This is a genomic window from Tannockella kyphosi, assembly GCF_021054785.1.
Taxonomy (GTDB): domain Bacteria; phylum Bacillota_I; class Bacilli_A; order Erysipelotrichales; family Coprobacillaceae; genus Tannockella; species Tannockella kyphosi.
This window is the reverse complement of record NZ_CP088239.1, coordinates 239,655-265,523: the sequence shown is the minus strand read 5'-3', so window position 1 is coordinate 265,523 and position 25,869 is coordinate 239,655. Positions and strand designations below refer to the sequence as shown.

General features: G+C 30.1%; 26 protein-coding genes. 5 read left to right on the top strand and 21 right to left on the bottom strand.

Features of this window, described 5'->3' with window-relative positions; translation table 11 throughout:
- From LRR82_RS01425 to LRR82_RS01415, 3 genes are all read left to right on the top strand, one after another.
- Positions 1 to 246, top strand: a complete 246-nt coding sequence (locus tag LRR82_RS01425) for a hypothetical protein (protein WP_249029741.1) — start codon at positions 1 to 3, stop codon at positions 244 to 246.
- A 279-nt stretch (positions 247 to 525) separates the two neighbouring features.
- Entirely contained in the window at positions 526 to 1,050 is a 525-nt protein-coding gene (locus tag LRR82_RS01420) for a DUF6431 domain-containing protein (RefSeq protein ID WP_249029740.1), read from the top strand.
- A gap of 128 nt (positions 1,051 to 1,178) precedes the next feature.
- Positions 1,179 to 2,627, top strand: a complete 1,449-nt coding sequence (locus LRR82_RS01415; RefSeq protein ID WP_249029739.1) for an ISL3 family transposase — start codon at positions 1,179 to 1,181, stop codon at positions 2,625 to 2,627.
- A 137-nt stretch (positions 2,628 to 2,764) separates the two neighbouring features.
- Here the strand turns inward: LRR82_RS01415 and LRR82_RS01410 are convergent, their stop codons facing one another.
- Entirely contained in the window at positions 2,765 to 3,769 is a 1,005-nt protein-coding gene (locus LRR82_RS01410) for a nucleoid-associated protein (RefSeq protein WP_249029738.1), read from the bottom strand.
- Positions 3,770 to 3,834: 65 nt separating this feature from the next.
- Between LRR82_RS01410 and LRR82_RS01405 the strand changes: the two genes are divergently transcribed.
- On the top strand, positions 3,835 to 4,548 hold the full coding sequence (locus tag LRR82_RS01405) for a YaaA family protein (RefSeq protein WP_249029737.1): 714 nt from the start codon (positions 3,835 to 3,837) through the stop codon (positions 4,546 to 4,548).
- Here the strand turns inward: LRR82_RS01405 and hisC are convergent.
- From hisC to LRR82_RS01325, 16 genes are all read right to left on the bottom strand, one after another.
- Positions 4,543 to 5,595, bottom strand: coding sequence for a histidinol-phosphate transaminase (gene hisC / locus LRR82_RS01400; RefSeq protein WP_249029736.1), 1,053 nt, complete (start codon positions 5,593 to 5,595; stop codon positions 4,543 to 4,545). The genes LRR82_RS01405 and hisC overlap by 6 nt on opposite strands.
- 80 nt (positions 5,596 to 5,675) lie before the next feature.
- Positions 5,676 to 6,446, bottom strand: a complete 771-nt coding sequence (locus tag LRR82_RS01395) for a zinc ribbon domain-containing protein (protein WP_249029735.1) — start codon at positions 6,444 to 6,446, stop codon at positions 5,676 to 5,678.
- 8 nt (positions 6,447 to 6,454) lie between these two features.
- Positions 6,455 to 6,946, bottom strand: coding sequence for a bacteriocin (locus LRR82_RS01390; protein ID WP_249029734.1), 492 nt, complete (start codon positions 6,944 to 6,946; stop codon positions 6,455 to 6,457).
- 23 nt (positions 6,947 to 6,969) lie between these two features.
- On the bottom strand, positions 6,970 to 8,487 hold the full coding sequence (gene gpmI, locus LRR82_RS01385; protein ID WP_249029733.1) for a 2,3-bisphosphoglycerate-independent phosphoglycerate mutase: 1,518 nt from the start codon (positions 8,485 to 8,487) through the stop codon (positions 6,970 to 6,972).
- A 78-nt stretch (positions 8,488 to 8,565) separates the two neighbouring features.
- A complete protein-coding gene (locus LRR82_RS01380; protein WP_249029732.1) occupies positions 8,566 to 8,745 on the bottom strand; it encodes a hypothetical protein in 180 nt (59 codons plus the stop codon).
- A 56-nt stretch (positions 8,746 to 8,801) separates the two neighbouring features.
- Complete coding sequence (locus tag LRR82_RS01375; RefSeq protein WP_249029731.1) at positions 8,802 to 9,188, bottom strand: hypothetical protein; 387 nt, start codon at positions 9,186 to 9,188, stop codon at positions 8,802 to 8,804.
- Complete coding sequence (locus LRR82_RS01370) at positions 9,181 to 9,747, bottom strand: CDP-alcohol phosphatidyltransferase family protein (protein ID WP_249029730.1); 567 nt, start codon at positions 9,745 to 9,747, stop codon at positions 9,181 to 9,183. The genes LRR82_RS01375 and LRR82_RS01370 overlap by 8 nt, the downstream gene beginning before the upstream one ends.
- Positions 9,748 to 9,804: 57 nt before the next feature.
- Positions 9,805 to 10,632, bottom strand: coding sequence for a permease-like cell division protein FtsX (gene ftsX, locus LRR82_RS01365; protein ID WP_318031842.1), 828 nt, complete (start codon positions 10,630 to 10,632; stop codon positions 9,805 to 9,807).
- Positions 10,633 to 10,696: 64 nt separating this feature from the next.
- Complete coding sequence (gene ftsE, locus LRR82_RS01360) at positions 10,697 to 11,395, bottom strand: cell division ATP-binding protein FtsE (protein ID WP_249029728.1); 699 nt, start codon at positions 11,393 to 11,395, stop codon at positions 10,697 to 10,699.
- Positions 11,396 to 11,555: 160 nt separating this feature from the next.
- Positions 11,556 to 12,404 carry a YitT family protein gene (locus LRR82_RS01355; RefSeq protein ID WP_249029727.1) on the bottom strand — a complete coding sequence of 283 codons (849 nt, stop codon included), beginning with the start codon at positions 12,402 to 12,404 and terminating at the stop codon, positions 11,556 to 11,558.
- A gap of 10 nt (positions 12,405 to 12,414) precedes the next feature.
- Positions 12,415 to 13,518, bottom strand: coding sequence for a peptide chain release factor 2 (gene prfB, locus LRR82_RS01350; protein WP_249029726.1), 1,104 nt, complete (start codon positions 13,516 to 13,518; stop codon positions 12,415 to 12,417).
- Positions 13,518 to 16,142, bottom strand: coding sequence for a preprotein translocase subunit SecA (gene secA, locus LRR82_RS01345; RefSeq protein ID WP_249029725.1), 2,625 nt, complete (start codon positions 16,140 to 16,142; stop codon positions 13,518 to 13,520). The genes prfB and secA overlap by 1 nt, the downstream gene beginning before the upstream one ends.
- Before the next feature lie 166 nt (positions 16,143 to 16,308).
- Positions 16,309 to 16,779, bottom strand: coding sequence for a ComF family protein (locus tag LRR82_RS01340; protein ID WP_249029724.1), 471 nt, complete (start codon positions 16,777 to 16,779; stop codon positions 16,309 to 16,311).
- 98 nt (positions 16,780 to 16,877) lie between these two features.
- Entirely contained in the window at positions 16,878 to 17,999 is a 1,122-nt protein-coding gene (locus LRR82_RS01335; protein ID WP_249029723.1) for a DEAD/DEAH box helicase, read from the bottom strand.
- A 93-nt stretch (positions 18,000 to 18,092) separates the two neighbouring features.
- Positions 18,093 to 19,253 (bottom strand): hypothetical protein, encoded by a 1,161-nt coding sequence (locus tag LRR82_RS01330; RefSeq protein WP_249029722.1) that lies wholly within the window; start codon positions 19,251 to 19,253, stop codon positions 18,093 to 18,095.
- A gap of 120 nt (positions 19,254 to 19,373) precedes the next feature.
- Positions 19,374 to 19,748: a desulfoferrodoxin family protein gene (locus LRR82_RS01325; protein ID WP_249029721.1), complete on the bottom strand. Its 375-nt coding sequence runs from the start codon at positions 19,746 to 19,748 to the stop codon at positions 19,374 to 19,376.
- Between the two features lie 136 nt (positions 19,749 to 19,884).
- Here LRR82_RS01325 and LRR82_RS01320 point away from each other — a divergent pair, with 136 nt between their 5' ends.
- Complete coding sequence (locus tag LRR82_RS01320) at positions 19,885 to 20,481, top strand: YigZ family protein (RefSeq protein ID WP_249029720.1); 597 nt, start codon at positions 19,885 to 19,887, stop codon at positions 20,479 to 20,481.
- A 9-nt stretch (positions 20,482 to 20,490) separates the two neighbouring features.
- Here the strand turns inward: LRR82_RS01320 and LRR82_RS01315 are convergent, their stop codons facing one another.
- The 4 genes from LRR82_RS01315 to LRR82_RS01300 are packed head-to-tail and all read right to left on the bottom strand — an operon-like array spanning position 20,491 to position 25,734.
- Positions 20,491 to 20,991: a pyridoxamine 5'-phosphate oxidase family protein gene (locus tag LRR82_RS01315; protein ID WP_249029719.1), complete on the bottom strand. Its 501-nt coding sequence runs from the start codon at positions 20,989 to 20,991 to the stop codon at positions 20,491 to 20,493.
- Positions 20,991 to 24,410, bottom strand: coding sequence for a transcription-repair coupling factor (mfd, locus tag LRR82_RS01310; RefSeq protein ID WP_249029718.1), 3,420 nt, complete (start codon positions 24,408 to 24,410; stop codon positions 20,991 to 20,993). The genes LRR82_RS01315 and mfd overlap by 1 nt, the downstream gene beginning before the upstream one ends.
- A gap of 1 nt (position 24,411) precedes the next feature.
- Positions 24,412 to 24,972 carry an aminoacyl-tRNA hydrolase gene (gene pth, locus LRR82_RS01305; RefSeq protein ID WP_249029717.1) on the bottom strand — a complete coding sequence of 187 codons (561 nt, stop codon included), beginning with the start codon at positions 24,970 to 24,972 and terminating at the stop codon, positions 24,412 to 24,414.
- Between the two features lie 57 nt (positions 24,973 to 25,029).
- Entirely contained in the window at positions 25,030 to 25,734 is a 705-nt protein-coding gene (locus tag LRR82_RS01300; protein ID WP_249029716.1) for a phosphatase, read from the bottom strand.
- Positions 25,735 to 25,869 lie beyond the last annotated feature (135 nt).

The window sequence follows — 25,869 nt, the reverse complement described above, 5'->3', positions numbered from 1 at the left end:
ATGAATTTACTTCGTTCAAAAATAATTATCATTCTAACATGGGCATTATGGCTGTTTACTGTTACACGTAATAGTGATAATTTTACGCTAATCGCATTAGCAATAGCTAGTATTGTTGCTTTATTTTATGATATAAATCATAAAAATAAAACAAAACAAACTATATCCTTACCTTGGTTTCCTTATTTTATTATTTTAATTTGGATCCTTTGTGCTATTAAATTACTATTAATTTACGTTATATAAGAAAAAGAATCAGCCAAGCTGATTCTTTAGGTAGCTTAAATTAACTTGGGGTTTTGTCCTGCTTTCCATTAACTTGGGGTTTTCATCTTTTTCGCTTTAAACTTATGGGGTTTATTATCCACAATTCGAATATTTCTAAAAATAAGCTATTAGTTTGTAGTGCTCTACATTCCTAATAGCTTTTTATGTTATGATAATAAAAAAAGAGAGACGCTATCAACTTTGCCGGTTCTGCGTTACTCTCTTAACACCAACACTCACAAAGGAGGTTGCACTATTATGATACATGTAAATTCAAAGAACTTCAATACTACTACTACAAATATTCAACAATATTTTATTGATTTCTATCAATCTATTCCTTTAGAAGAACTTACTTGTCCAAATTGTGGTGCTAGACTTATTCGTTATGGTACGTATTCACGTACTTTAAAAACAAATGGAAAATCTAATTCTATACAAATTCAAAGAGTATGTTGTACGAATATTTATTGTACTTGTCGTCATCATGCATTGATTCCTTCTGTATTACTTCCTGGTTGTCAATTACTATCAAAAGACATATTTGCGATTCTTCATGCTTATCATACACATAGTACTTATGATACTATTCTTTCTACCAATCCATTATTGGACTTACGTTGGATCCAACATATTATTCATCGCTTTATTAACTACTGTTCTATAGAAAGTATCTCGATACTTTCTAATAATACATTTCTTGAAAATTACTATTATCATTATTCTAGAGGATTTATGATAAGTCCTCATTATTCCTATTGTTTTTATACTATACCAACATAGGATTCCTATTCATCTTCTTCTTTTTTTATTATTCTAAAGATAGATAAAGAAAAGAAGGAGTTGATAATGATGAAATTATCAAATAAAGCAGCTATAAGCTATGATTTATCTTGGGGTGGTGATAGATTATGAATGATGATACTCTCACTATGTCCATTTGCCGTGATGACATCTTACAGTTATTCAATTTAGAAGCAAAACGTATTGATAGCTTTGAAATACGTCCTACTTTGTTTAATGAATTAGAAATTCATGTAAAACTAAGCCGATGTTATCAAACATGTCCATGTTGTCATAATAAGACCAATACTGTAAAAGACTATGTTCCTAAAAAAATCACACATTCCTTACTACACTCTAAACCGACCTATATCTTCTATAACGCTAGAAGATATCGTTGTAAAATATGTGGAAAATCATTCTATGAAGAAAATCCGTTCACCCATGAAAAAGCAAGAATTTCTGCCTTGACCGTATATAATGTCATTGAAGAATTCAAAAGTCCTAGAGCTACTTTTAGTGATGTTGCTGCACGTTATCATATTTCTACTACCTCCGTAATCAATTTGTTTGATCAACATGTTTCTGTAGCCAGAAAAACTCTTCCTAGATACTTGTGCCTGGACGAAAATTATGCGTTCAAATATGACAAGAGTAACTACTGTTTTGTCCTCGTTGATTTACTAACCAAGGATGTTGTTGATATATTACCTTCACGTAAAAAGTTAGATCTATTACGTTACTTTGAAGCTATCCCTTTAGAGGAAAGAGAAGGTGTTGAACTCGTTGTTTCTGACTGTTGGAAAACATATCGTGATGTAGCTAAAAAGATGTTACCCAATAGTAAGTTTGTAGTAGATAAGTATCATATTCTAGCCGATCTTACAAAACGTGTAGATCGTATACGTATTGATGTTATGAATGAAAACTATGTGAAGATTAGTGCAAAAGAATTAGACGCTCTACCGCCTGATAAGAAAGCAGAAATCATTCAAAAGAAACATACATACTATGTATTAAAGAAATTCAATTGGTTAATCCATACCAATCATAAGAAAAAGAAAAAAAGAGAAAATGGAAAGATAATTGAATACTATGCTTTAGACCCTAATAATGAAAAGAAATATAACTATGCATTAAGTAAGTTCCTTAACTTTTATGATTTATATGACCTTGTCTATCATTGTGATCCTAGATTAACAGAAGCAGTAGAACTAAAGGAATCTCTGGTTCGATTTTATAAGCAATCAACCTATAAGAATGCAAAACATAATCTAGATGAAGTGATTAAAGAATTTGAAGAAAGTACCCTCCCAGACATGAGAAAATATGCTTCTACATTAAAAGAATGGAAGAAAGGAATCATCCATTCATTTATACCTATAGATTCCCCTGTTCCTAGAACTGCAACCAATGCGATTATAGAAAATAGAAATAAACTAATCAAAGATATTAAACGTGGTGGTAACGGATTCCGTTGTTGGCCAAGATTCCGTAATCGTATACTCTTTGCCCTAAATAGCGAAAGCACCATGCATCTCAATCCAATAAAAAAAGAGAAACAACAAGATACCTAGTATCATTGTCATTTCCCTAAAACATAAGTTTTAAAACACTCTTCTTAGTCCTATAAACTTTGGGGTTTCGATAAAACCCCAAGTTATCTTATAGCCAAATAAGTACTATACCCCAGAACTATTTATAGTGCCATTCTTTATTTTACAATAATATCTTTAATATTGGATAAAGTTATTGTTTGAAAACCATTTTCTTGCATTGTCTTTTCAATATTACGACCATCTAAATAATCATCTAAATCAAGTTCAATAACTGTATTATCATCAAGATATAACTTACATCTACCTAATTTATCAATATTCCCTGGGAAATGCTCAATTCTATCTTCTTCAAAAATACCGATATCACTCATGATCTCTTCTACTCTCTTTGTTGCTTCATAATCTTTTTCCACTACTTTTTTTGCTAAAGCAAGTGGTTTAATAGGTTGATGATCTAACGCTAATTGAATTACTTCTTGTTTTACAAAAGGTAATGGACTTCCTTCCACAACCCTAAATTCACTATCTACCGCTTGAACAACCTTATTAACTAAACTTAACTTTTGTTTATCTGTAAGCTTTGGTTCTCCTTTGATATATACATCATTTAAAAAACATCCTGGTTTCCCATCAATTGTATAACGTTTTTCAATAATAAATAATTTTTGACTTTCTACATCAACAATAATAGCATCATCCACTGCAGTAGTTTTAGGAGGTAGTGTTTGTCTGTTTACAATTTTCACAACACGCTGCCCATCTACTTCTTCAATAATAGATACTGGAGTCATTTTATAATTCAATTTCATAACTAACAAATGTTTTCTACCATCTATTTTACACTCTACGAATAGTAAATTACTATTTGGCATCATTTCAATTTGTTTTACAATTTCAAATAACTCTTTCGTAATCTTTTTACTACCATCCATAAACTGTTCCTTACTTTCAAACATCTTTTTTGAATCTTGAAACAAGCTATGATTTTGTCCTACTACTATTTCTTTTTTTGTAGCTGAAGAAATTGTTTTCTCTATTTTTTTGTCATAATATTCAGTTGTTCCTTCTTCCAAACTAATAAATTCTTGAGAAAATATTAATTGGCTATGTTCCATATCCATCATATGGACTAAAATTTTATCTATAATTACTGTATTCATTTTATCACCCACGAAATTATACCACATATTATCTATATATGATATACTCACTTAGAGGTGAATTTATGAAAATTATAGTTAGTCCTACCAAACAAATGATAAAAACATCAAATCATGATGCTACTACAAAACCCTTGTTTTTAGAAAAAACAAAATACATCCAAAATATCTTAGAATCAATGTCCAAAGAAGAAATTCATACTAACTTTAAAATATCTTTTGCACTAGTTGACGATGTATATAAGCATATACATCATAAAGAAATAAATAGTTCTGCAATTTATTTATACACAGGTACTGTTTTTAAACAATTGCAATTAAATAGTTATTCTCTTCAAGAAAGACAATATATCAATAACTACACTAGAATCCTTTCTAGTTACTATGGTTTGTTACTACCAAGTGATGAAGTTTCTCCTTATCGCTTAGATATGTTAACAAAGTTTCCTATCTCTCTTTATCATTATTGGCAAGAGAGCATTGATAATTACTTTGAAAAAGAAGATTTCATCATTAGTTTAGCTTCCAAAGAATATTCCAGTATGTTAAAACATCCTAATATAATTGAAATTGATTTTGTGGTTAAAAATGGACCTACTCTGACTCGTAATGCAATGCATGTTAAAAAAGCTCGTGGGATGATGCTCCATGCTTGTATTAAAAATAATATTCAAACAATAGAACAATTAATAAAACTAGAGGTAGATGGTTATTGTTACCAAGAAAACCTTTCAACTAGTCATCATTTAGTTTTTATGTTTGATAAAAGGAAGCTATAATAGCTTCCTTTTTAAACATTCTAACATTGTTTCCATATCTGTTTGAGTACCAATCGTAATACGTAAATAATCACTTATTTTTTCTTTATTCCAATGACGAACTAATATTTTATTTTCTCTTAAATAATCATATAATTCTTTACCACTATAATCTGGATGTTTTACAAATACAAAATTAGCGTAACTATCTGGTACGATAAACCCTAGTTTTTTTAATTCCTGACAAGTATATTCTCTTGAAGAAATAATCTTATTGGTACATTCTTTAAAATAGTTTTGATCTTCCATACACACTTTTCCAATCGTTTGGCTAATGCTATCGATAGGATAAGAATTAAATGAGTTTTTAACGTCATATAATTTTGCTATCACTTCTTTGCTTCCCATTGCAAATCCCAATCTAGCACCAGCTAATGATCTTGATTTAGAAAAAGTTTGAATAATTAATATATTTTCATATTTTTCTAATAATGGCAATGCTGAAACACCACCAAAATCAATATATGCTTCATCAATAATAACTAAACTTTCTTTGTTATAGCAAACAACTTCTTCAATAAATTGTAAATCTACCAATAGTCCTGTTGGTGCATTTGGATTAGGGAAAATAATTCCATTATTTTCCTTAAAAAAAGCTTCTTTTGAAAGCAAGAAATCATCTTGCATTGGTATTGTAGTGAATGGTATTTTATATAATTCACAGTATACTGGATAAAATGAATACGTGATTTCTGGAAAAAGAATTGGCTTCTTTCCATTAAAAAAAGTTAAAAAAGACAAAGCTAATACTTCATCAGAACCATTTCCTAAAAATACTTGTTGTTGGTCTATTCCATAATATTGGGCAATACTTTTGCACAATTCTTCTCCATCACTATTTGGATAATATTTCAAACGTTCTTCATTGTATTGTTCTAAAACATTTCTCACTAATGGAGATGGTCCATATGGATTCTCATTCGTATTTAATTTAATTAAGTCTACTATTTTTGGCTGTTCTCCTGCTACATAAGGCTCCACATCTCGAACATATTCTCTCCAGCTCATACTATTCCCCCTATTTAATTCCTTTTTATTAATTATACAAAAAAATAACTATTTGTCATTAAAAAAGATGCCGAAGCATCTTAAAATATATCATCTTCAAATAAACCAGTCCATAATTGCTTTAAATAATAGCCTTCTCCAGACTGAGTAATCACAATCATACACTGCGAAGAATCATTACTAGAATCAACTTGAATTCCATAATTCCCTATAACATCCTTCTTTTCTTCAAACTCTTCTTCTAGGTTTACAAAAGCTTCCACCGTTTCACTAATTAAATATTCATCAGCACTAAAATAATCAATCACACTCATAAAATATTCTTCCACCATCAATGCATCTACCATTTCTTCAAAACTAGTAAATTCACCTATTGTATAAAATACTTCTACATAATCATTATCTGATGCTAAATCATATTCTATCTCTAATTTCATAGCAGTATCCCCAAAAGCAATACTATAAACCGGATAAAAATAAGCATAATCTCCACTACTTCCACTAAATGAATAAGATTTAGAAATACTTATTTCATCTCCTAAGGTATTTTGAAGACCCGATTCAAAAGAAGCAATAGCTTCTATATATTCTTCATCACCTTCATTTAAAGTAGCAAAAGTATCATCATCTAAATATAATGCTAATTCTGAAAAATAATCATCATCAAACAAAAAATAAACACTAATCATAGAAGATATAACAAAGGTAGCAACAATAGCTAAAACACTTCTTCTTTTTGTTATTCTTTTTTGTCCTTTTTGAATTCTTTGATAACCTATTTCTTTGCCACAATAGGGACATACTTTTGTTTGTTCACTTATTTTCTTTTTACAGTTTGGACATTCTTTCATTTTATCACCTATTTAAACCATTGGAGTATCCATGTTTCAAAATACTCTAATTGTCTTTCTAATTCTTCTTGTTGTTCTTCTTCATTTTCTATTTCGTAATAATCATTATCTAAATATTGATAATGATCTACTATTTCACCTGAACTAATCATCTTAATAGAAGGTACCCAATCAAATTCAAATGTTTCTTGCAAGTTTTCATAAAACTCTATTTCTTCTAAAGAAGCATCTTCCTCCATCGCACTATTTCGATATTCTAAAATACTTAAATAATAAACATAGGTTCCCTCATTATTAGCAAGTAAATCTTCTAAGATAGGATAAAAATTATTACAATCTAAACAATCTTCTCGACCAATATATAATAAAAATGTTTCCTCATTATTTATCATTTCTTGTAAAGCATCATACTCTATTGCATAAATCCCTGATTTATTTTCATCTTTAAAAATATAGTTAGTAGTTGTACTAGTACAACCACTAACTATGCATAACATCATGAATACAAGTTGAAACTTATGGATTATTTTAATAATGATACTCCATCCATTTCAGCAGGAATTTCTAATCCTAATAAGTCTAACATTGTAGGAGCTAAATCTCCTAATTTTCCACCTTCTCTTAATTGTAAGTGTGTATTTGTTAAAATTAAAGGTACTGGATTTGTAGTATGTGCAGTAAATGGTGAACCAACTTCATCCATTAATTTTTCACTATTACCATGATCTGCAGTAATTAACATTGTTCCACCTAATTCTAATACTTTTTCATAAACTTCACCAACACACTCATCGATAACACTTACTGCTTTAATTGCAGCAGAAACTACACCAGTATGTCCTACCATGTCACAGTTTGCAAAATTTACAATAACTACATCATGAATATCTTTTTCTAATTCTTCAATTAATTTATCTTTTACTTCATATGCTGACATTTCTGGTTGTAAGTCATAAGTAGCAACTTTTGGAGAATTTACTAATACACGAGTTGCACCTTCGATTTCTTTATCGAATCCACCATCAAAGAAGAATGTCACATGGGCATATTTTTCAGTTTCAGCAATACGTAATTGTTTTAACCCTTGTGCTGAAAGATAATCACCAAATGTATTTGATAAAACAGGAAGAGCAAAAGCAATATCCCCTTTTACTGTATCTGCATATTTCATCATACATACAAATACTAAATCTTGTGGTTTGTTTTCAGGTTTGAAATCATCATATACATCATTTGTCATAATATTTGCCATTTGCATTGCACGGTCAGGTCTGAAATTAGCAAAAATAATAGAATCTTTATCTGTAATAGTACTATCAATAGTACTGTTATATCCTGGAATTACAAATTCATCATATACTTCTTTTTCATAGCTACTTGCTACATACTCAACAGCATCCTTGTAGCTATCTCCGCATCCTTTAACGATTGCATCATAAGCTAATGCAACACGATCAAATCTTTTATCTCTATCCATTGAATAGTAACGTCCTGAAACTGAAGCAATCGTTCCTACACCAATTTCATCTATTTTTTCTTGTAATTCTGCTACAAAGCTTTTCCCACTATCAGGAGCAACATCACGTCCGTCTAAGAAAGCATGTACACATACTTTTTCGACACCTTCTTTTTTAGCTAAAGCTAAAAGTGCATAAATATGTTCATTTGATGAATGTACTCCACCATTTGATAATAATCCCCAAATATGTAATTTACTATTGTTTTCTTTCGCATTATTAATTGCTTTTAAGAATTTTTCATTATCATTAAATGTTCCATCATCAACTGCTTTATTAATAAGAGTAAGTGATTGGTATACAGTTCTCCCTGCACCAATATTTAAATGCCCTACTTCACTATTTCCCATTTGTCCTTCAGGTAATCCTACTGGCATCCCACAAGCTTCAATTGAAGTTGTTGGATATAAAGCCATTAAATCATCTAAGTTAGGCGTATTAGCTAACTTTACAGCATTTCCTTTTATTTGGTCACTTAAACCATATCCATCTAAAATACATAAAACTACTGGTCTTTTTTTCATGTTATTTCCTCCGTTACCTCATTATTATACTCTTTTTTAGGTAAATTTCAAACAAAATGATATCTCTTGCCATAATTTCTACTTCCTTTTTCGCTCAGGACTAGTTAATAAATAAAGACCTAAAAGAAAGATAAAAAAAGTCCAATACTGTTCTAAATAAAAAGTAATTTGTTCTAAAACACCTTTAAATTCCTGTGTTCTATCCATTGTTAAAACAATTCCAATAACAATAAGAATCTTCCCTAATTGTTTTTTCATTTTATGACTATCCTCCTAGTTTCACTATAAACAAACAATAATAAAAACAATGTAACTTATTGTAAGTTACATTGTTTTGCATACTTTAATAGTGCTTGTAAGTCAACTATTTCTTTTCCTCTTTTAGAATATACTTCTAAAGAATATTTACTTAAAAAACGGAAACGATTAGAATGTATTAAGCTATTTACATCATAGCGAATTTGTTGTGTTAAATGGATGAAATTATTTTCATCCATTTTCCTTAATACCAAACATAAGGACGCTAACGATATTTCAAAATCATATACAGCATCAATAAAGTCCCGATACGCTTGGGCTCCTTCGTTTTCAATTCCCTCTTGAATCTTATTTTCACAACAATCTAATAAATTTTCTACCAACTTAATATATCCAGTTAAGAAATCATGATAACTAGTAGCTTTAATCTTTCTTCTATCCATTCTCTTTTTTCTCCCTAATTTCCAAATCTAATGTATATAACTGTTTTGCATAACATAAAAAAGCATTCAACATTAATAAAAAGCTAGAAACAATTAAAAATAAAGCTATTATTGTTTTTGATAAATCAAAAGCTACTAACACAATAATCACAGCATAGAAATAAAAAGTTGCTATTTTACCATACATTTTTGCACCATTTATTTTTTGACCAAACTGACATAAATATAAACCTACTAATGTTAACATCCCATCCTTTATAATCAAAATAGCAATCACTATCCAAATTAACGGATAATGAAACATCAATGCAATAGCAACACATATTTGTGTTAGCTTATCTGCAATCGGATCTATTAACTTCCCGAAATCAGTAATCATATCAAATTTTCTTGCAATAAAACCATCTAAAAAATCACTAACCCCTGATACAATGAGAATCATTGTTGCTAGTAACGAATTATCTAATGTAAAATAAACATAGAAAAAGCAAGGTATTAATGCAATACGAAAGAAGCATAATATATTTGGAATATTCCATAAATTGTTTTTTCTTTTCATAACATCCCATCCTTTTTTAAGTATACCATAAAGTTAAAAAAGTAAGCCATAGGCTTACTAAAATTTTAAAAACTTACGTATAGAAACTAAACTTCCTATAAACCCTACTCCTGCTCCTAAAAGTGCTAACAAGCATGAAAAATCAACAACAAAAGGCATCGGTTCTAAAAGTGTAATAATATTACCTGATATCATTCCTGCAAAAGCATCATACATAAATGTATATCCATAAACAACAAACAAGATTGGAATAATAGATCCTAATAAACCTATTAACATTCCTTCTAACATAAATGGTAAACGAATATACCAGTTACTAGCTCCTACCATACGCATAATAGAAATTTCTGTTTGTCTTGTAGTAATTGTAATCTTAATTGTGTTTGATATTAATAACATTGCTATTAAGACTAAACCAACAATAAATATTGTACCTCCAGTACGAACATATTCCATTGTATCAATTAAGTTATTTGTAGATTCTCCTCCATAAGTAGTAGAACTAACACCTACAATTTCTTCTATTTCTTGTGCCACACTATCTATATAGCTAGCATCTGTTACTTCCACATCATAAGCAGCCCCTAATGGGTTATCATCACGATAAGATTCAAATAATTCTGCACCATCTTCATAGTTTTCAATTAACTTTGTTAACTCTTCATCACGAGTATAATAAGTAGCAGAAGCTACATTATCCATTTCATTAATTAAAACACCAATTGCTACTTCATCACTTGACTCTAATTCACGTTCTAATTTAACATAAACACGAACGCTATCTTCTACCGTAACGGTAATATGTTGTACATTTAAAGCTAAGATTCCAATAGAACCAATTAATACTAAAGTAATCATTACTGCAAATATAGATGAAAAGGACATAACCCCATTTCTCCACAAATTTTGCACTGCTGTTATAAAATGTTTAGGAAGATTTCTTATACAACTAATTAGTTCCTTCATTTGACGAATACCCTCCTAAGCTTGTATCACTTGCCACACAACCATTATCAATTAAGATCGTACGTTTTTTATGGCTTTGAACAACCTCACGGTCATGAGTAACAACCAATACTGTTGTTCCTTGTTGCTCATTGATTTTTTCTAATAAATTAATAATTTCTTTTGATGTATCAGGATCTAAATTCCCTGTCGGTTCATCTGCAATTAATACTTTAGGATGATTTACTATTGCTCTAGCAATAGCAACACGTTGTTGTTGTCCCCCACTTAATTCATGAGGAAAACTATTTACTTTTTCTTCTAAACCTACTAATTGTAATGTTTTACGAACTTCACGACGAATTTCTTCACGAGGACGATCGATTACTTCTAAGGCAAAGGCAACATTTTCAAAAACTGTCTTTTTAGGTAAAAGACGGAAGTTTTGAAAAACAATCCCAATATTTCTTCTAAAATATGGCACTTTGCTATTTCTGATTTTTGATACCTCACGACCTGCAACTTCTACATAACCAGATGTTGCTTTTTCTTCACGATATAATAACTTTATAAAAGTAGATTTCCCTGCACCTGTTGTTCCAATAACGTATACAAACTCTCCCGGTGCAATATTCAAGTTCATATTATTTAAAGCACGTACACCTGTACTATATACTTTTGTTACATTTTCTAATTTTATCATTTTCTCACTCCTGAAATTATTATAACATAAATCTAACTAGTATAAATACAATTATCATGGGATTTATCACAAAAAATCGAGTTGTTATTTCTAAAAGTCAATTTCAAACTTTCCTCTTAAAATGGGTGATGAACACTTTTTACAAAGTACCTACCATGTTTTATTCATCTACAGAAGGAAGTGTAAAACCTCTTCCCTTCACACTATGTGTTTCATTAATAATAATAAATGCATCTGGATCTATTTCTAAAGATAGTTCATTAAGTGCTCTAAGTTCACGTTTATTCAAAACAACCATTACCGCTAATTGTTGATGTTGATGATATCCCGTTGTCACATTTAAAAAAGTACAACCACGATCAAGACGATTAAATATCTCATCTCTAATAGCCTGTGCTTCTTTTGAAATAATAGTAACCTGTAAGCTTTCTTCTCCTAACAACATAATACGATCAATAACTACCGTTGTTATAATAACAACCAATATCCCATACAATATTTGTTCAATCGTTGAAAAGAAAGTTTGTCCACTCAAAATAACAACATCTACAATATTTATAAAAATAGCTACTGAAATTCCTGTAAATCGATTAAGAATTAATGGTGGAATATCCATCCCTCCAGTACTAGCACCCTCTCGTAACACGAGACCCATCCCTAAACCAATTAATAACCCTGCATAAATAGCAGACAGTAACAGGTCACTTGTCATGGTATTAAAAAACTCTACATTTCCTAAAACCATCAAAAAGAATGGATAAATAAGTGTACTTAATAATGTTCCTAAAGCAAATTTTTTCCCTAAAATAGAATATCCCAATATAAACATTAATCCATTTACTAAGTAAACAACCAATGAAATAGAAGTACCAAAAAAATGTTGGCACACTAAAGCAATACCAGTAACTCCACCAGTAATAATTCCAGAAGGAATAATAAACCCCATTACTCCTAACGCTAAAATAAAGTTACCAATAATAATAACAAATGTTTTTCTAATCGACTGCATGTACTCTCCTTTAACCTTTGTGGTTTGCTTTTAAATAAGCATAAACAAAACCATCTAAATTCCCATCCAATATATCCTTAGGATTATTTGATTCATAACCACTACGGCTATCTTTCACCAAAGAATATGGATGCATAACATAACTTCTTATTTGAGAACCCCAAGCGATATCTTTTTGTTCTCCTTTAATCTCTTTTAAATCTTTTGCTTGCTGTTCTAACATCAATTGATAGATTTTACTTTTTAACATCACCATTGCAGCTTCTCTATTTTTAATTTGACTACGTTGGTTTTGACAAGTAACTACTACTCCAGTTGGTCGATGTGTTAAACGAACAGCAGAATCTGTTGTATTGACATGTTGTCCTCCAGCCCCACTTGAACGATATGTATCCACATCAATATCTTCACTCTTAAGATCTAATTCTATTGTTTGATCTAATTGTGGCATAACATCTACAGACGCAAAAGAAGTATGACGTCTTTTTGCAGAATCAAACGGAGAAATACGGACTAGACGATGAACTCCTTTTTCTGCTCTTAAATGACCATAAGCATTATAACCCTCTATTGCGATAGTGACAGATTTTAAACCTGCTCCATCTCCAGCTAAGTAATCTAATACCTCTATCGTATAGTCTTTTTTATCAGCATATCTTTGATACATACGCATTAACATTTCCGCCCAATCTTGGCTTTCTGTTCCACCAGCTCCTGGATGAATTTCAATAATAGCAGACATATGATCATATTGTTGAGATAATAACATTTGTTTTTCAAAAGTATCAAACAAAGTTTGAAACTCTTGGTAATCACTTTCTAAAATAACTTGAAAATCACTATCTCCACTTTCTTTTACTAAACCATATGTTTCTTGCATTGATTCATATAATGATTGTAATCGATCATATCCATCCACTACTTTTTTCATTTCATTTAACTTACCCACAATAATCTTTGCATTCGTTGGATCATTCCAAAAAGAAGTTTCCATTGTTTGCATTTCTAAACCCTCTACTTCTCGACGATACCCTGGTATATCACAAGTCTCAAAATATTCAGTGAGTAATAAATGGGCTTTTTCAAGCCCATTTTTTATTTCATATAACTCCATTAAAATGTTATCCTAATTTCCTCAAATGGAATAGCTTGTTCTTCTTGACTTCCAGGTTTCATCCCACGACGAACAACACTACTACAAATACCTCTTGCAATTTCTTTTGTCATTTGTTCAAACATTTGGAAAGCTTCTTGTGTATATTCTTCCAACGGATTCTTTTGTGCATAAGCACGTAAATAAATACCATTACGTAACTTAGCCATTGAATCAATATGATTAATCCATGTATAATCAATAATTGCAATTAAAACACGACGTTCAAATTTTGCACGTTTCATTGGATCTTCATCATCAAATCTAGAAATATAATGATCAAATAATTCCTGTGATACTTTATTGATTAATAGACTAGGATTTGATGCTACAGCATCTTGGTTATCCGTAACTAAAGATCCTCTTAACATATATAATTTACTAGCTTCTTGTAAAAACTCATCTACTTTAACGCTTTGATTTCCTTTATCATCAACATCCATAAAACGTTGGATTGTTAATTCTAAAGCCTGTTCAAAGAAACCTTTCATAATATCATCTAAGTTTTCTAAGTCCATAATATCATCACGTTCTTTATACATGATTTCCCTTTGTTGACGCATTACATCATCATATTCTAAAACATGTTTACGTGAATCAAAGTTTTGCCCTTCAACACGACGTTGTGCACTTTCTATTGTTTTACTAATAATCTTTGCTTCAATCGCTTCTTCTTCGCCTAAATAACTAGTAAAAGACTCTAAACGTTCCCCAGCAAAACGTTGCATTAATTCATCATCAAAAGCAACATAGAATACAGAATATCCTGGATCTCCTTGACGACCAGAACGTCCACGCAATTGGTTATCAATACGACGAGATTCATGTCTTTCAGAACCAATAACAGCTAATCCACCTAAATCTGCAACTCCTTGTCCAAGTTTAATATCGGTACCACGACCAGCCATATTAGTTGCAATCGTAACTGCCCCGCGTTGACCAGCTCTTGCAATAATTTCTGCTTCTTTGGCATGGTTTTTTGCATTTAATACATTATGTCTAATTTTACGACGATCTAACATTTTTGATAAAACTTCTGATGTTTCTACCGAAGTAGTCCCTAATAAAATAGGTTGACCATAATGATTACGTTTTTCAACTTCATTACAAATTGCTTTATATTTAGCAACCTTAGTAGCATATACTAAATCATTTCTATCATCACGGATAACAGGACGATTCGTTGGAATAACAATAACACGCATGTTATAAATTAAACGGAACTCTTCTTCTTCTGTTTTTGCAGTACCTGTCATCCCTGCTAACTTATCAAATAATCTAAAGAAGTTTTGGTACGTAATAGTAGCACGAGTTTCTGTTTCTTCTTTAATAGGTACTCCCTCTTTGGCTTCAATAGCTTGATGTAACCCATCAGAATATTGACGACCTGGCATAACACGTCCCGTAAACTGATCAATGATCATTACTTTTGCGTTACGAATATCTCTAGATCCATCTTCTGTGGCAACCATATATTCTACATCTCTAGCCATTGTATAGTTAGCTTTTAATGCTTGGTTAATATGATGCACTAAAGAAGTATGTACCACCTCATATAAATTATCAATATGAAAAGATTTTTCAGCTTTCGTAATACCATCAGCTGTTAAAGCTGCTGTTTTACTCTCAATATCCACTTCATATTCATCATCTTTACGTAAACTTTTTACAAAACGATCAGCTGCAACATATAAAGAAGCTGTATTCTTCTTACCACCAGAAATAATTAATGGTGTACGAGATTCATCAATTAAAATAGAATCGACCTCATCTACTAATGCATAATGTAATCCTCTTACTAATACTTTTGCTTCTTTAACAGGAACCATGTTATCACGTAAATAATCAAACCCTAATTCAGCATTCGTAGTATAAGTAATATCACTCCCATGTGCTGCTTGTTTTTGTTCTGGAGATAATGCACGTGCATTTAATCCTACCGTTAATCCTAAGAATTCAAATACTTGCCCATTTAACTCTTTATCACGAGACGCTAAATAATCATTTACAGTTACTACATGAACGCCTTGTTTTGTTAATGCATTTAAATACACTGGGAATACGGATGTTAATGTTTTCCCTTCTCCCGTTTTCATTTCTGCAATATTACCACGATGTAAAGTAATACCACCAATTAATTGCACTTTAAAAGCTTTTAGTCCTAATGTTCTCCATGCAGCTTCACGAACTACTGCAAAAACTTCAACTAAAATATCATCTAATGTTTCACCTTTATCTAAACGTTCCACAAACAATTGTGTTTGTTCTTTCAATGTTTCATCATTCATTGCACTATATTTTTTTTCTAAAGCAATTATCTCATCAGCTAAAGTATTCATTTCTTTTAATTGTGAACGCTCTACATCAAAAACACCTTTTATTTTAGAAACAAAACTTTTCTTCTCTACTTGAGGAGTAGTACTAAATGGAATTACATCATTACTATAAGTCCCCTCAAAATCTTCTACCTTAATATCTTCTCCCACTTGATCTTGTAAATCAACAATGGAAGTATCTTGTTGTTCTAATTCTTTCTCTCTTTTTTTCTTTAATTCTCTACGAATTTCTTCTTTTCTGCTTGCCATGCTTAACTCCTTTCATGGTTTAATCTAATTTATTATATCACTTTTTCACCATAATTCAAACTACAAATACTTTCAAAATACACCCTTTTCCTACAAAAAAACAAGGAATTCTTCCTTGTTTTTCTTTCAAGTAATGTTGGTAATATTTTTATGAGGGTTCATCACTTTATTTACTGCTTAAAACCAGTATTTCAATACTTTTAGGATTACACTGTTCCACCAACAATAATGCTGCTTTTAAACTATTTCCAGAAGTGATTACATCATCAAATAGAACTACTTTCTGGTTTGTTAATCGATGCGCCTCTTTCATCTTTAAAACCTTGAAAATAGCACTTCTATCTTTTTGACTTGTTTGTTTATAGTCTCTATCTTTATACAAACCATCAAACACGAAGAAACCATATTCCTTTAAAATAGTTTCATTGGGACAAAATCCTCTTTTTTGATTATCTGTAGCACTACTAGGTAGTACTACAAAGATTGCATCTTTGTATTCTTTTATTAAGGAATGATAAAAAATATCTAAAAAACAAGGTGCTAATGCAATATCATACTGTCCTTTATACTGAAACAATAAACTTCTAAAAAAGTCATTATATCGATAAAGTATTTGCATAGAATATCCATTCCACATCTTTTTATCCTCTATCACTTCAAAACTATGAATACATTCACTACAAAGAACCGAATGATAAATAAGCTGATAAAAATCAAGTGAATGATGAATATCCTTTAAACAATAGCGGCATTGTCTGTTATGATACAACGAATACAATCCTTTATTGCTTTGGTTTTATAAACACTATAAATGATAACATCACCTGTAGGGTGTCCTATTTTTCGACCAACTCTACCAGCTATTTGTATCAATGTTTCTCGATCATACACTTTATTTTCTCCACTCAGTATTAAGACTTGTACATTTTCAATAGTTACTCCTCGTTCTAAAATCGTCGTTGTTACTAAACAGTCTACTTCACGATTTATCAATTTCCTTAACAACTCTTGGGTATTAGGAATCAATGAATGGACGATATCTGTTTTTACATGAAATAGCTTTAAAAAATTGGCTACATAAAGCGTCTGTTGTTTTGTTGCCACATAAATAAGAACCGGTTTCTCATTTAAACAATATTGCTTGATTTGTTGAACACACTTTAACAAAGAAAAATAATATGGCATAATCTGGCACTTTGGCACAGGAATATCATGACCATGGTATCGTTTTGCCATGCTAAGTGCATCTTCATCTTGCATTGTTGCTGACATATAAATCATATTCCCTTTGCAACTATTTTTTAAAATTTCTTGTAACTGCTCATCTCCTTTATAAGGAAAAGCATCCATTTCATCCAATACTAATAAATCAAAACATTGTGGAAAACGAAATAGTTGATGACAAGTACAAACAATCAATTGTCCCTCTAATTTCTTTGTATGTCCGCCATACACTAAATCAATTCCCACATCAAAAAATTGTTCCTTCAATCTTCCAAACAACTCTTTTGTAAGCTCTCTTCGCGGTGTACAAAAACAAACTCTTCTCCCTAAAGAAAGTGCATATTGTATCACTTCGTATACAATTTCTGTTTTACCCGCACCACAAACAGCTTTTACTTTTGAATCTAAATAATTTTGATATTGAAGCACTAATTGTTTTGACATATCCTTTTGTTGTTTTGTTAATTGATAATTCAATTGATAATGACCGGTTGTTTCATATGTATGATTGGATACTTGAATTTGTTGATCCACAAAAACTCTACCAAAACGAATACATTTACGACAATAATAACGATTTTGAAACAAATAAAAATAACGATTATCCTCATTTTTACATCGTGGACACTGCATATATATCACCCACTACTATTATAACCTAACCCCTAATTAAGTTCGTCCCAACTTTATCCCAACTATCTCTCAAAGAAAAAAGGAATGTATTAACTACATTCCAGGATAAATAATGGAACTAAGAAATTTTTCTTCCATTATTTTACGATAACTACTACATAATGAAACATCACTACTATCACTATTAAAAGCAAATTCACCTTCATAATATGCAATATATTCTGCTTCAAACTTCGTAAATTCTTCTAATAACATTTTAATATAAACATCTTTTACATCACTATCTGTATTATTAATCTCTTCAATATGTCTTTCCACAAAATCCTTTGTTCTCTTTAAATAATCTCCTTTATCACGAATTAAATAAAGCATAAACAAATGACGATGTTCAAAGAAATGAGAATAGAAATCACCAACTTTACTACCAATATTAGCAGGATAACGATAATTATTATAACAGTTTTCTCTCATTAATTTACCCATCTCAGATTCAATAAACTTATCTTGATGATCAATCACATTTGGATTAATTAATAATACTCTAAAAATATCTACATAGAAGCGATATATTTCAATAGCTTCAATTTGTTCTTTTAAATAATAAATAACTTCTGATGATAACTTTAAATTTTGATACTGCAATTGATTGCTAATAAATTGAATAATATAAGCATCATCTACAATTGTACTAATACCACGACAATGATATCTTAAATGAAATCTACTTTGTACCATTAACTGTAAGATCATCGCACTCCCTAAAATAAATAAATAAATATTATAATAATACAAAGCTAAAACAAACAAAACTAAAACCCACCCTAATACAAAAGTAACAATTCCATTATTTCTTTTTTTAATTGTTTGTTTTAAAGTTTCATATTCCTCTATTGTTTCAATAGGATCTATTTCATAAAGAACATAATTGGAAGAAAAATATAATAATCCTTTTAAAGAAAGTTTTTTAATTCTAGCATCATAATAAAAAGGCATTAAATAGATATCCGTTACTTTTTGTTTGTTTTTAGAACACTGTACTAACATAATAAAAGTAATCAAAACATTAACAGCTAAAATACTCAATCCTATGATACAAGCATAAATACCAACCGCTACCCCTACAATAAATACTAATTCTCCTATCGAAGAATATCCTCTTGTATGAGACATAATTATTTTCACTACCTCAAAAGCAGGCAAAGCAACAATAATAACTAATACATTGATTATTTTCTTTTTTAGACTATCACTCATATAAAACCTCCCACTTTGTTTTACTGCCTATAAACTAAGTATAACAAAATAACAAGGTAGTTACTAACTTTTTTCTTTATTTTCAAACAAAAAACGATACCTTTAGGTATCGTCTATACTTTATTTACTTTTCCATAAACCATGAAGATTACAATAAGCATATGCAGCTACTAATTCTTCATCTTTTGCTAATACAAAAGTAGCCTTAGGTGCACTACCTGGTTTTAACTCTTTTCTAGCACTACCTTTTGTTGTTTCAATAGAAACCCAAGTAATAGAATGTTCTTCTAACATTGGATGTTCTACTTCTCCAACAATTACTTCTACTAAATCTCCATTAACTTGAACTACTGGAATATGTTTTTCAGTTGCAGCCTCAACTGTATTTGCTTCTATTGTTACCATCTTCGTACCACAACACATAATAGGTACTCCTTTGTCTTCCACCATTTCAATTATATTTTTACATCTCTCACAAATTCTATATTCACTCATATAATACCCTCCTTCTTTACAACCCTAGAATATCATAAGCTAATTAAAAAACATACTAATATGCACTATTTTTTAGTGCTTTAAAAAGCAATAAAATTAAGGTATAATTATCCCAAAATAACAAGGAGCACTACTTATGAAATCAATCCGTGAAACAACTGAAAATAAACTTATTATCAAAAAATCATCTTTTATATGTACCTTAATTCCTTGTGATAACCCGAATAATGCAAATGAAATAATTAAACATCATAAAGAGAAGTATTTCGATGCAAACCATAACTGTAGTGCTTATATAGTAAATGGTCATGAAAAAGCAAATGATGATGGAGAACCTTCTAAAACTGCTGGAATGCCAATGTTAAATGTATTACAAAAACAAGAACTTACAAACATAATAGCAATTGTTACAAGATACTTTGGAGGTATTAAACTAGGTGCTGGTGGCTTAACAAGAGCTTATACACAAAGTGTTGCGGAAGCTTTGAAAGTTGCTACTATCGTTGAAAAACAACCTATTAATGTTTATCAATTAACATTAGATTATACACATACTCGTAAATTTGAACACTTGTGTAAAATGAATCATATAATGATAGAAAATATTGAATACTTAGATCAAGTAAACTATGTCTGTTATATTAAAGATGAAACTTTCTTTGACTTAATTCAAGATCTTACCAATAATCAGTATCAAAGAAAATTCATCCATCAAGTATATATAGAAGTATAAAAAAGAAAGCTATTCGCTTTCTTTTTTTACTATTTGTCCTTTTGCTTGTAAGGAAGTCACTTTTAGGGTGAATACAGCACAAGCATCTACCCATTTATTTTCATAAGGAAGTTTTTCAATAAGATGTTTTGGCATATTGGCTTGTTGTAACATTAGCACTTCCAATGCTTTTCTTTTTTCTTCCATGGTTTCTTTAAAAGATATCTTTCCATAACCAATAATACTACGATAGCCATATGAATAATCAGTTGCATAATCTCCTGGTATTAGTTCATGATCACAATCCATCTCGAAACACACTTCTTTATTTATTTTCATCGCATCTATTTTACGACCTTGTTTTGCTCCATGGAAATAAAGTATAAGTTCATCATCCCATGTGTAACCAAAGTTTAATGGTACAATATAAGGTTGATTATTTTCTATCATTGCTAAGCGACATACTTTACAAGAAAGAAGAATATTTTCTATTTCTTCTTTTTTTACAATTGCACGATCTGATCTTCTCATTAAATTAGTTCCTCCAATAACTGATTTATCTTTAATAACCAGTTTTCATCTTTTTTAAATGTTATTTTAATCGTATTACTCATTGTTTTAAATCTTGTACTAGGGAATTGTGCTAATACTTTTTGGAACAAGTCCATTCCATCTACCTTACTAGTAAATTCTTTGGTAAAGAGAATTTCAATTTCGCCTTTCATCTCCTGAATCTTTTCAAAAGCTTCATTATTTGATAAAATATCTAATTTACGTTTTTGAAGTAACGTTAATAATTGTTCTGGTAAATGTCCATAATAATCATCAAATTCATCTTCTAGTTCCATCACTTGTTGTAATGATTTAGTTTGTTCTAAACGTTGGTATATTTCTAGTTTTTCAATATCGCTAGATACATAATCACTAGGAATATATCCTTCGACATTAATTGCAACCGGCACAATTTCTTTTTCTTTCAATTCTTTTGTTTGACGTTTTTCATCCAATGTTTCTTGTAAAATACGCATAAATATATCAAATCCAACAGAATCAATAAAACCTGCTTGTTGTCCTCCTAAAAGATCTCCAGCACCACGAATAGATAAATCCCTCATCGCAATCTTATAACCACTACCTAATTGTGTAAACTCTTTAATAGCTTTTAATCTTTTAGTAGCTTCTTCTGTCATTTGTTTATGTCCATCATATAATAAATAAGCATAAGCACTACGATTACTACGTCCTACTCTTCCTTTTATTTGATACAACTGACTTAATCCAAAATGGTTTGCTTGATCTACAATAATCGTATTTGCATTGGGAATATCAATTCCTGTTTCAATAATCGTAGTACATACCAAAATATCATATTCACGATTCGTAAACTGTAACATTACATTCTCTAATTCATCTTTATGCATCTTACCATGACCAATTGCTATTCTAGCATTTGGTAACTCCAAACTTAAACGATAAGCTACATTTTGAATCTCACTTGTATGATTATATAAATAGAAAACTTGACCTTGTCTAGCTAACTCTCTTTCAATAACCTGTTTTATTAGTGTTTGATTTTTTTCAACAACATAAGTTTGTACAGGCATTCGATCTTTTGGTGGCGTATCAATTTGTGATAGTCCACGAATATTCATTAATGACATTTGTAATGTTCGAGGTATCGGCGTTGCCGATAACGATAGAACATCAATTGTTTTTCTAAATTCTTTGATTTTCTCTTTTTGGCTAACTCCAAAACGTTGTTCTTCATCAATTGCTAGAAATCCTAAATCTTTAAAAACAATATCTTTGGATAAAATACTATGTGTTCCTACTAATATATCAATCGTCCCATTTTTTAATCCTTCTATTATTTCTTTTTTTTGTTTACTAGAAGTAAAACGATTCATTAATGCAATAGAAACTGGAAATCCATCAAATCGTTGTATCATTGTTTTATAATGTTGCATTGATAGAATAGTGGTAGGACATAAAAAAGCTACTTGTTTATCATTTACTATTGCTTTAAAAACAGCACGCAAAGCTACCTCTGTCTTACCAAATCCAACATCTCCACACAACAAACGATCCATTGGTTGTGTTTTTTCCATATCCGCTTTAATTTCCATCACAGAACGTTCTTGATCAGGTGTTAAAGGATAATTAAAAGCATCTTCAAATTCTTTTTGAATAGCAAAATCACTTTGACAGGCAAAACCTATTTGTTGCATTCTTGAAGCATAAATATCAATTAGTGTATCTGTAATATCATCTAACTTTGCTTTTACACGTCGTTTTGTTTTTGCCCATTCCACACCACCTAATTGATGTAACTTTGGTGTTTTTGCATCACTAGTAGAATATTTACGAATCAGCTTAAACTGCTCTACAGGAATATATAAAGTATCATTATTCGCATATCCTAAATATAAGTAATCCTTCTTACATCCTTGTACTTCCATTGTCTTAATTCCTAAAAATTGACCTATCCCATGATGATCATGGACAACATAATCATCTAAATGTAGTTCTTGATAATCTTTAATTACTTTTGCTTCTTTATACTTTATATACTTAGGTTGATGAATATTTGATTTTGGGAATATTTCTTTTGCAGTAATAACAACAATCTTTTCCTCTAATAATTCTATCCCTTGATGCATGGTACCAATATATATATTGATACCATCAAATATTTGATCTTTTAAACTTATTAAAGTAAAAGGTAACTGATGTTCTTCTAATAATTCAATTAATAAACGTATTTGATGTTGATTTTCCATAGAAAATAATATTTTATTATCTACAAGATATTTCTTAACATTTTCAATAATACTTTTAGGAGTATCCATTACTTCTAAATTATGACTTAAAAATAATACTTGATTATCATTTGAATGATATTGTTCAATATGTGTTACATCATCTGGTAGTAAAGGATAATAATCTAAATACAATGGTAATCCTTTTAGAACCTTACCTATTTGTTCTAACTGACTTAAATAATAGAAGTTTTCCGTCATATAATGTTTATAAGATTGTTCTATTGCATGAGGATTCGATAATATAACTTTAGGTTGATTTAAATAAGATAAAATAGACGTAGTTTGTTTAAATAATCCAAAATATGGATAAATAGTAATATCATTAACATGATTATGAATATTCTCTTTATCTAAAGCTATCATTTGTTCAAATTCATCCACATGTTGATCATCTACTTCTTGTTCCACAGACAAACCATGAATCTTTCCACAAACAATATCCTTTTGTTCTTCTAGATATAAAATATCACTTGCTGGAATAATGGTTATTTGATTTACTGTTTCAAAAGTTCTTTGATTTGTTGTATCAAAATATCTCATTGATTCTATTTCATCATCAAAGAATTCAATTCTAACCGGATAAGAAGAAGAAATCGTATAAATATCAATAACCCCTCCTCTTTTACTATAAGTAAATTGTTCCAATACTTTATTTTCATGACGATAACCTAATTGATGTAATTTTCGTTGCATATCAAAAATATCAATCGTATCCCCTATTTTATATTCTAAAATATGTTGTAAAAATACTTCTTTTGTTGGTACGTAACGAATCAAAGAATGAACATGACATATTAATAGGTGAGCTTTGTTATTAGTTAATTGATACATTGTATCAATTCTTTCTGTTAAAAGTTCTGGTGAAGCAGCTAATGCTTCAACACGATAAGACTCATCTACTGGAAAGTATAGGACATCATTTCCTAATAAAGTAGCTAATTGTTGATATAATAAATTAGCTTGATATTGGTTTTCTTTAATAATTACTGTATCTTTTGGATAGCTTAAAAAAGCACTTGCAATAAGTAGTGCTTCTTCATTAATATGGTTAATAACAACATCATTTGTTCCTTCTAATAAAGCTTGATAAGCTTTATTATTGTGTAATTGTTCTACAATCTTTCTCATTTTACCCCTTATTAAAAGCATTCATGGCAGCTACAAAATCTTTTTCTAAAAACATTTCAACTGCTTTTGCTGCTTGCTTTACTCCTTCTTCTATGAAAGGTTGTTCATCTTTTGTGAATTTACCCAGTACATAGTCTACTACCTTTATATATGGATGACGATCAATCCCGACACGAATACGTTGAAAATCTTGTCCCCCAACATGACTAATCATACTCTTAATACCATTATGTCCACCCGCACTTCCACTAGTACGTAAACGTAGTTTCCCTACTGGCATATCTAAATCATCATATATTACTAAAATATCTTCTTTTTCTATTTTATAAAACTTCATAAATTGTTGTACGGATTCACCTGATAAATTCATATAAGTAGTTGGTTTTAAAAGGATAACATCTTCTCCTTTGTATTTTATTTTACAATATTCCCCTTTGAATTTTACTAGGTTTGTACTACATGACCAGTTTTTGCATAATTCATCGATTACCATAAATCCACAATTATGTCTTGTATTTTCATATTCTTTACCAGGATTCCCTAGTCCAATAATTAATTTCATTTAAATCTCCTTTTTACTTAAACATAGTAGCATTATTTATGGTCCTACTCAAGTATTTTAATCAAATGATTTTATCCAATCTAATGATGCATTCTTAATTAACTCTTTAGGAAAATCTATCTCTTCTAATAACTCCAATGCTTTTGAAACATCTCCTATTTCAAACTCATGATGACTATCTGAATTAACAACAATTGGTGCTTGATACTTTTTACATGCTAGCGCAATTGTTTTGCAATTTTCTATTGATTTCTTTCTAGTCACAAACGTATGTGCATTTATTTCAATATACTTCCCTGCATCACGCCAAGCAGGTATTACTACATCTAGATCATATTCAAACTCTGGTGTTCCACTATGACCCATAATATGAACATATGGGTTTTTAGCCAACACTAAATAAGCTCTTGTATGGTCTTCTTTAGTCCCATGTTTCACACAACTAGCATGAAAAGACACCACTACTATATCCAATGTTTTTAAAATAGAATCCGGTAAATCTAAATTCCCTTCTAAATCCATAATATTGGCTTCAACTCCTTTTAATAAACGCAGTCCATCTACATATTTTGGCAAAGATTTTAAATTACGAAAATAAGATAATGGTGGTGCATCATTTGCCCCTATCCCATGATCAGTAATTGCTAATAGTTTCAATCCTTTGCGATTAGCTCCATCAATATTTTCTCTAATAGTGCTAAAAGCATGTACAGATGCTAATGTATGACAATGTACATCCCCTAAGATATTAATTTTAGACATAGATTATATCCCCCTTATTATTTAAATATACCATATTCCAATAAAAAGAAACATCTTTTATAAAACCCAAAAATAGGATATACTTTGTAAGTAGATATCTTTTTTATAAGATATATGTTAGTATGCTTTATTATT

Coding starts and splice junctions, on each gene's coding strand:
- LRR82_RS01425 (WP_249029741.1), top strand. CDS start 1: ATGAATTTACTTCGTTCAAAAATAATTATCATTCTAACATGGGCATTA.
- LRR82_RS01420 (WP_249029740.1), top strand. CDS start 526: ATGATACATGTAAATTCAAAGAACTTCAATACTACTACTACAAATATT.
- LRR82_RS01415 (WP_249029739.1), top strand. CDS start 1,179: ATGAATGATGATACTCTCACTATGTCCATTTGCCGTGATGACATCTTA.
- LRR82_RS01410 (WP_249029738.1), bottom strand. CDS start 3,769: ATGAATACAGTAATTATAGATAAAATTTTAGTCCATATGATGGATATG.
- LRR82_RS01405 (WP_249029737.1), top strand. CDS start 3,835: ATGAAAATTATAGTTAGTCCTACCAAACAAATGATAAAAACATCAAAT.
- hisC (WP_249029736.1), bottom strand. CDS start 5,595: ATGAGCTGGAGAGAATATGTTCGAGATGTGGAGCCTTATGTAGCAGGA.
- LRR82_RS01395 (WP_249029735.1), bottom strand. CDS start 6,446: ATGAAAGAATGTCCAAACTGTAAAAAGAAAATAAGTGAACAAACAAAA.
- LRR82_RS01390 (WP_249029734.1), bottom strand. CDS start 6,946: ATGATGTTATGCATAGTTAGTGGTTGTACTAGTACAACTACTAACTAT.
- gpmI (WP_249029733.1), bottom strand. CDS start 8,487: ATGAAAAAAAGACCAGTAGTTTTATGTATTTTAGATGGATATGGTTTA.
- LRR82_RS01380 (WP_249029732.1), bottom strand. CDS start 8,745: ATGAAAAAACAATTAGGGAAGATTCTTATTGTTATTGGAATTGTTTTA.
- LRR82_RS01375 (WP_249029731.1), bottom strand. CDS start 9,188: ATGGATAGAAGAAAGATTAAAGCTACTAGTTATCATGATTTCTTAACT.
- LRR82_RS01370 (WP_249029730.1), bottom strand. CDS start 9,747: ATGAAAAGAAAAAACAATTTATGGAATATTCCAAATATATTATGCTTC.
- ftsX (WP_318031842.1), bottom strand. CDS start 10,632: ATGTCCTTTTCATCTATATTTGCAGTAATGATTACTTTAGTATTAATT.
- ftsE (WP_249029728.1), bottom strand. CDS start 11,395: ATGATAAAATTAGAAAATGTAACAAAAGTATATAGTACAGGTGTACGT.
- LRR82_RS01355 (WP_249029727.1), bottom strand. CDS start 12,404: ATGCAGTCGATTAGAAAAACATTTGTTATTATTATTGGTAACTTTATT.
- prfB (WP_249029726.1), bottom strand. CDS start 13,518: ATGGAGTTATATGAAATAAAAAATGGGCTTGAAAAAGCCCATTTATTA.
- secA (WP_249029725.1), bottom strand. CDS start 16,142: ATGGCAAGCAGAAAAGAAGAAATTCGTAGAGAATTAAAGAAAAAAAGA.
- LRR82_RS01340 (WP_249029724.1), bottom strand. CDS start 16,779: ATGTGGAATGGATATTCTATGCAAATACTTTATCGATATAATGACTTT.
- LRR82_RS01335 (WP_249029723.1), bottom strand. CDS start 17,999: ATGCAGTGTCCACGATGTAAAAATGAGGATAATCGTTATTTTTATTTG.
- LRR82_RS01330 (WP_249029722.1), bottom strand. CDS start 19,253: ATGAGTGATAGTCTAAAAAAGAAAATAATCAATGTATTAGTTATTATT.
- LRR82_RS01325 (WP_249029721.1), bottom strand. CDS start 19,748: ATGAGTGAATATAGAATTTGTGAGAGATGTAAAAATATAATTGAAATG.
- LRR82_RS01320 (WP_249029720.1), top strand. CDS start 19,885: ATGAAATCAATCCGTGAAACAACTGAAAATAAACTTATTATCAAAAAA.
- LRR82_RS01315 (WP_249029719.1), bottom strand. CDS start 20,991: ATGAGAAGATCAGATCGTGCAATTGTAAAAAAAGAAGAAATAGAAAAT.
- mfd (WP_249029718.1), bottom strand. CDS start 24,410: ATGAGAAAGATTGTAGAACAATTACACAATAATAAAGCTTATCAAGCT.
- pth (WP_249029717.1), bottom strand. CDS start 24,972: ATGAAATTAATTATTGGACTAGGGAATCCTGGTAAAGAATATGAAAAT.
- LRR82_RS01300 (WP_249029716.1), bottom strand. CDS start 25,734: ATGTCTAAAATTAATATCTTAGGGGATGTACATTGTCATACATTAGCA.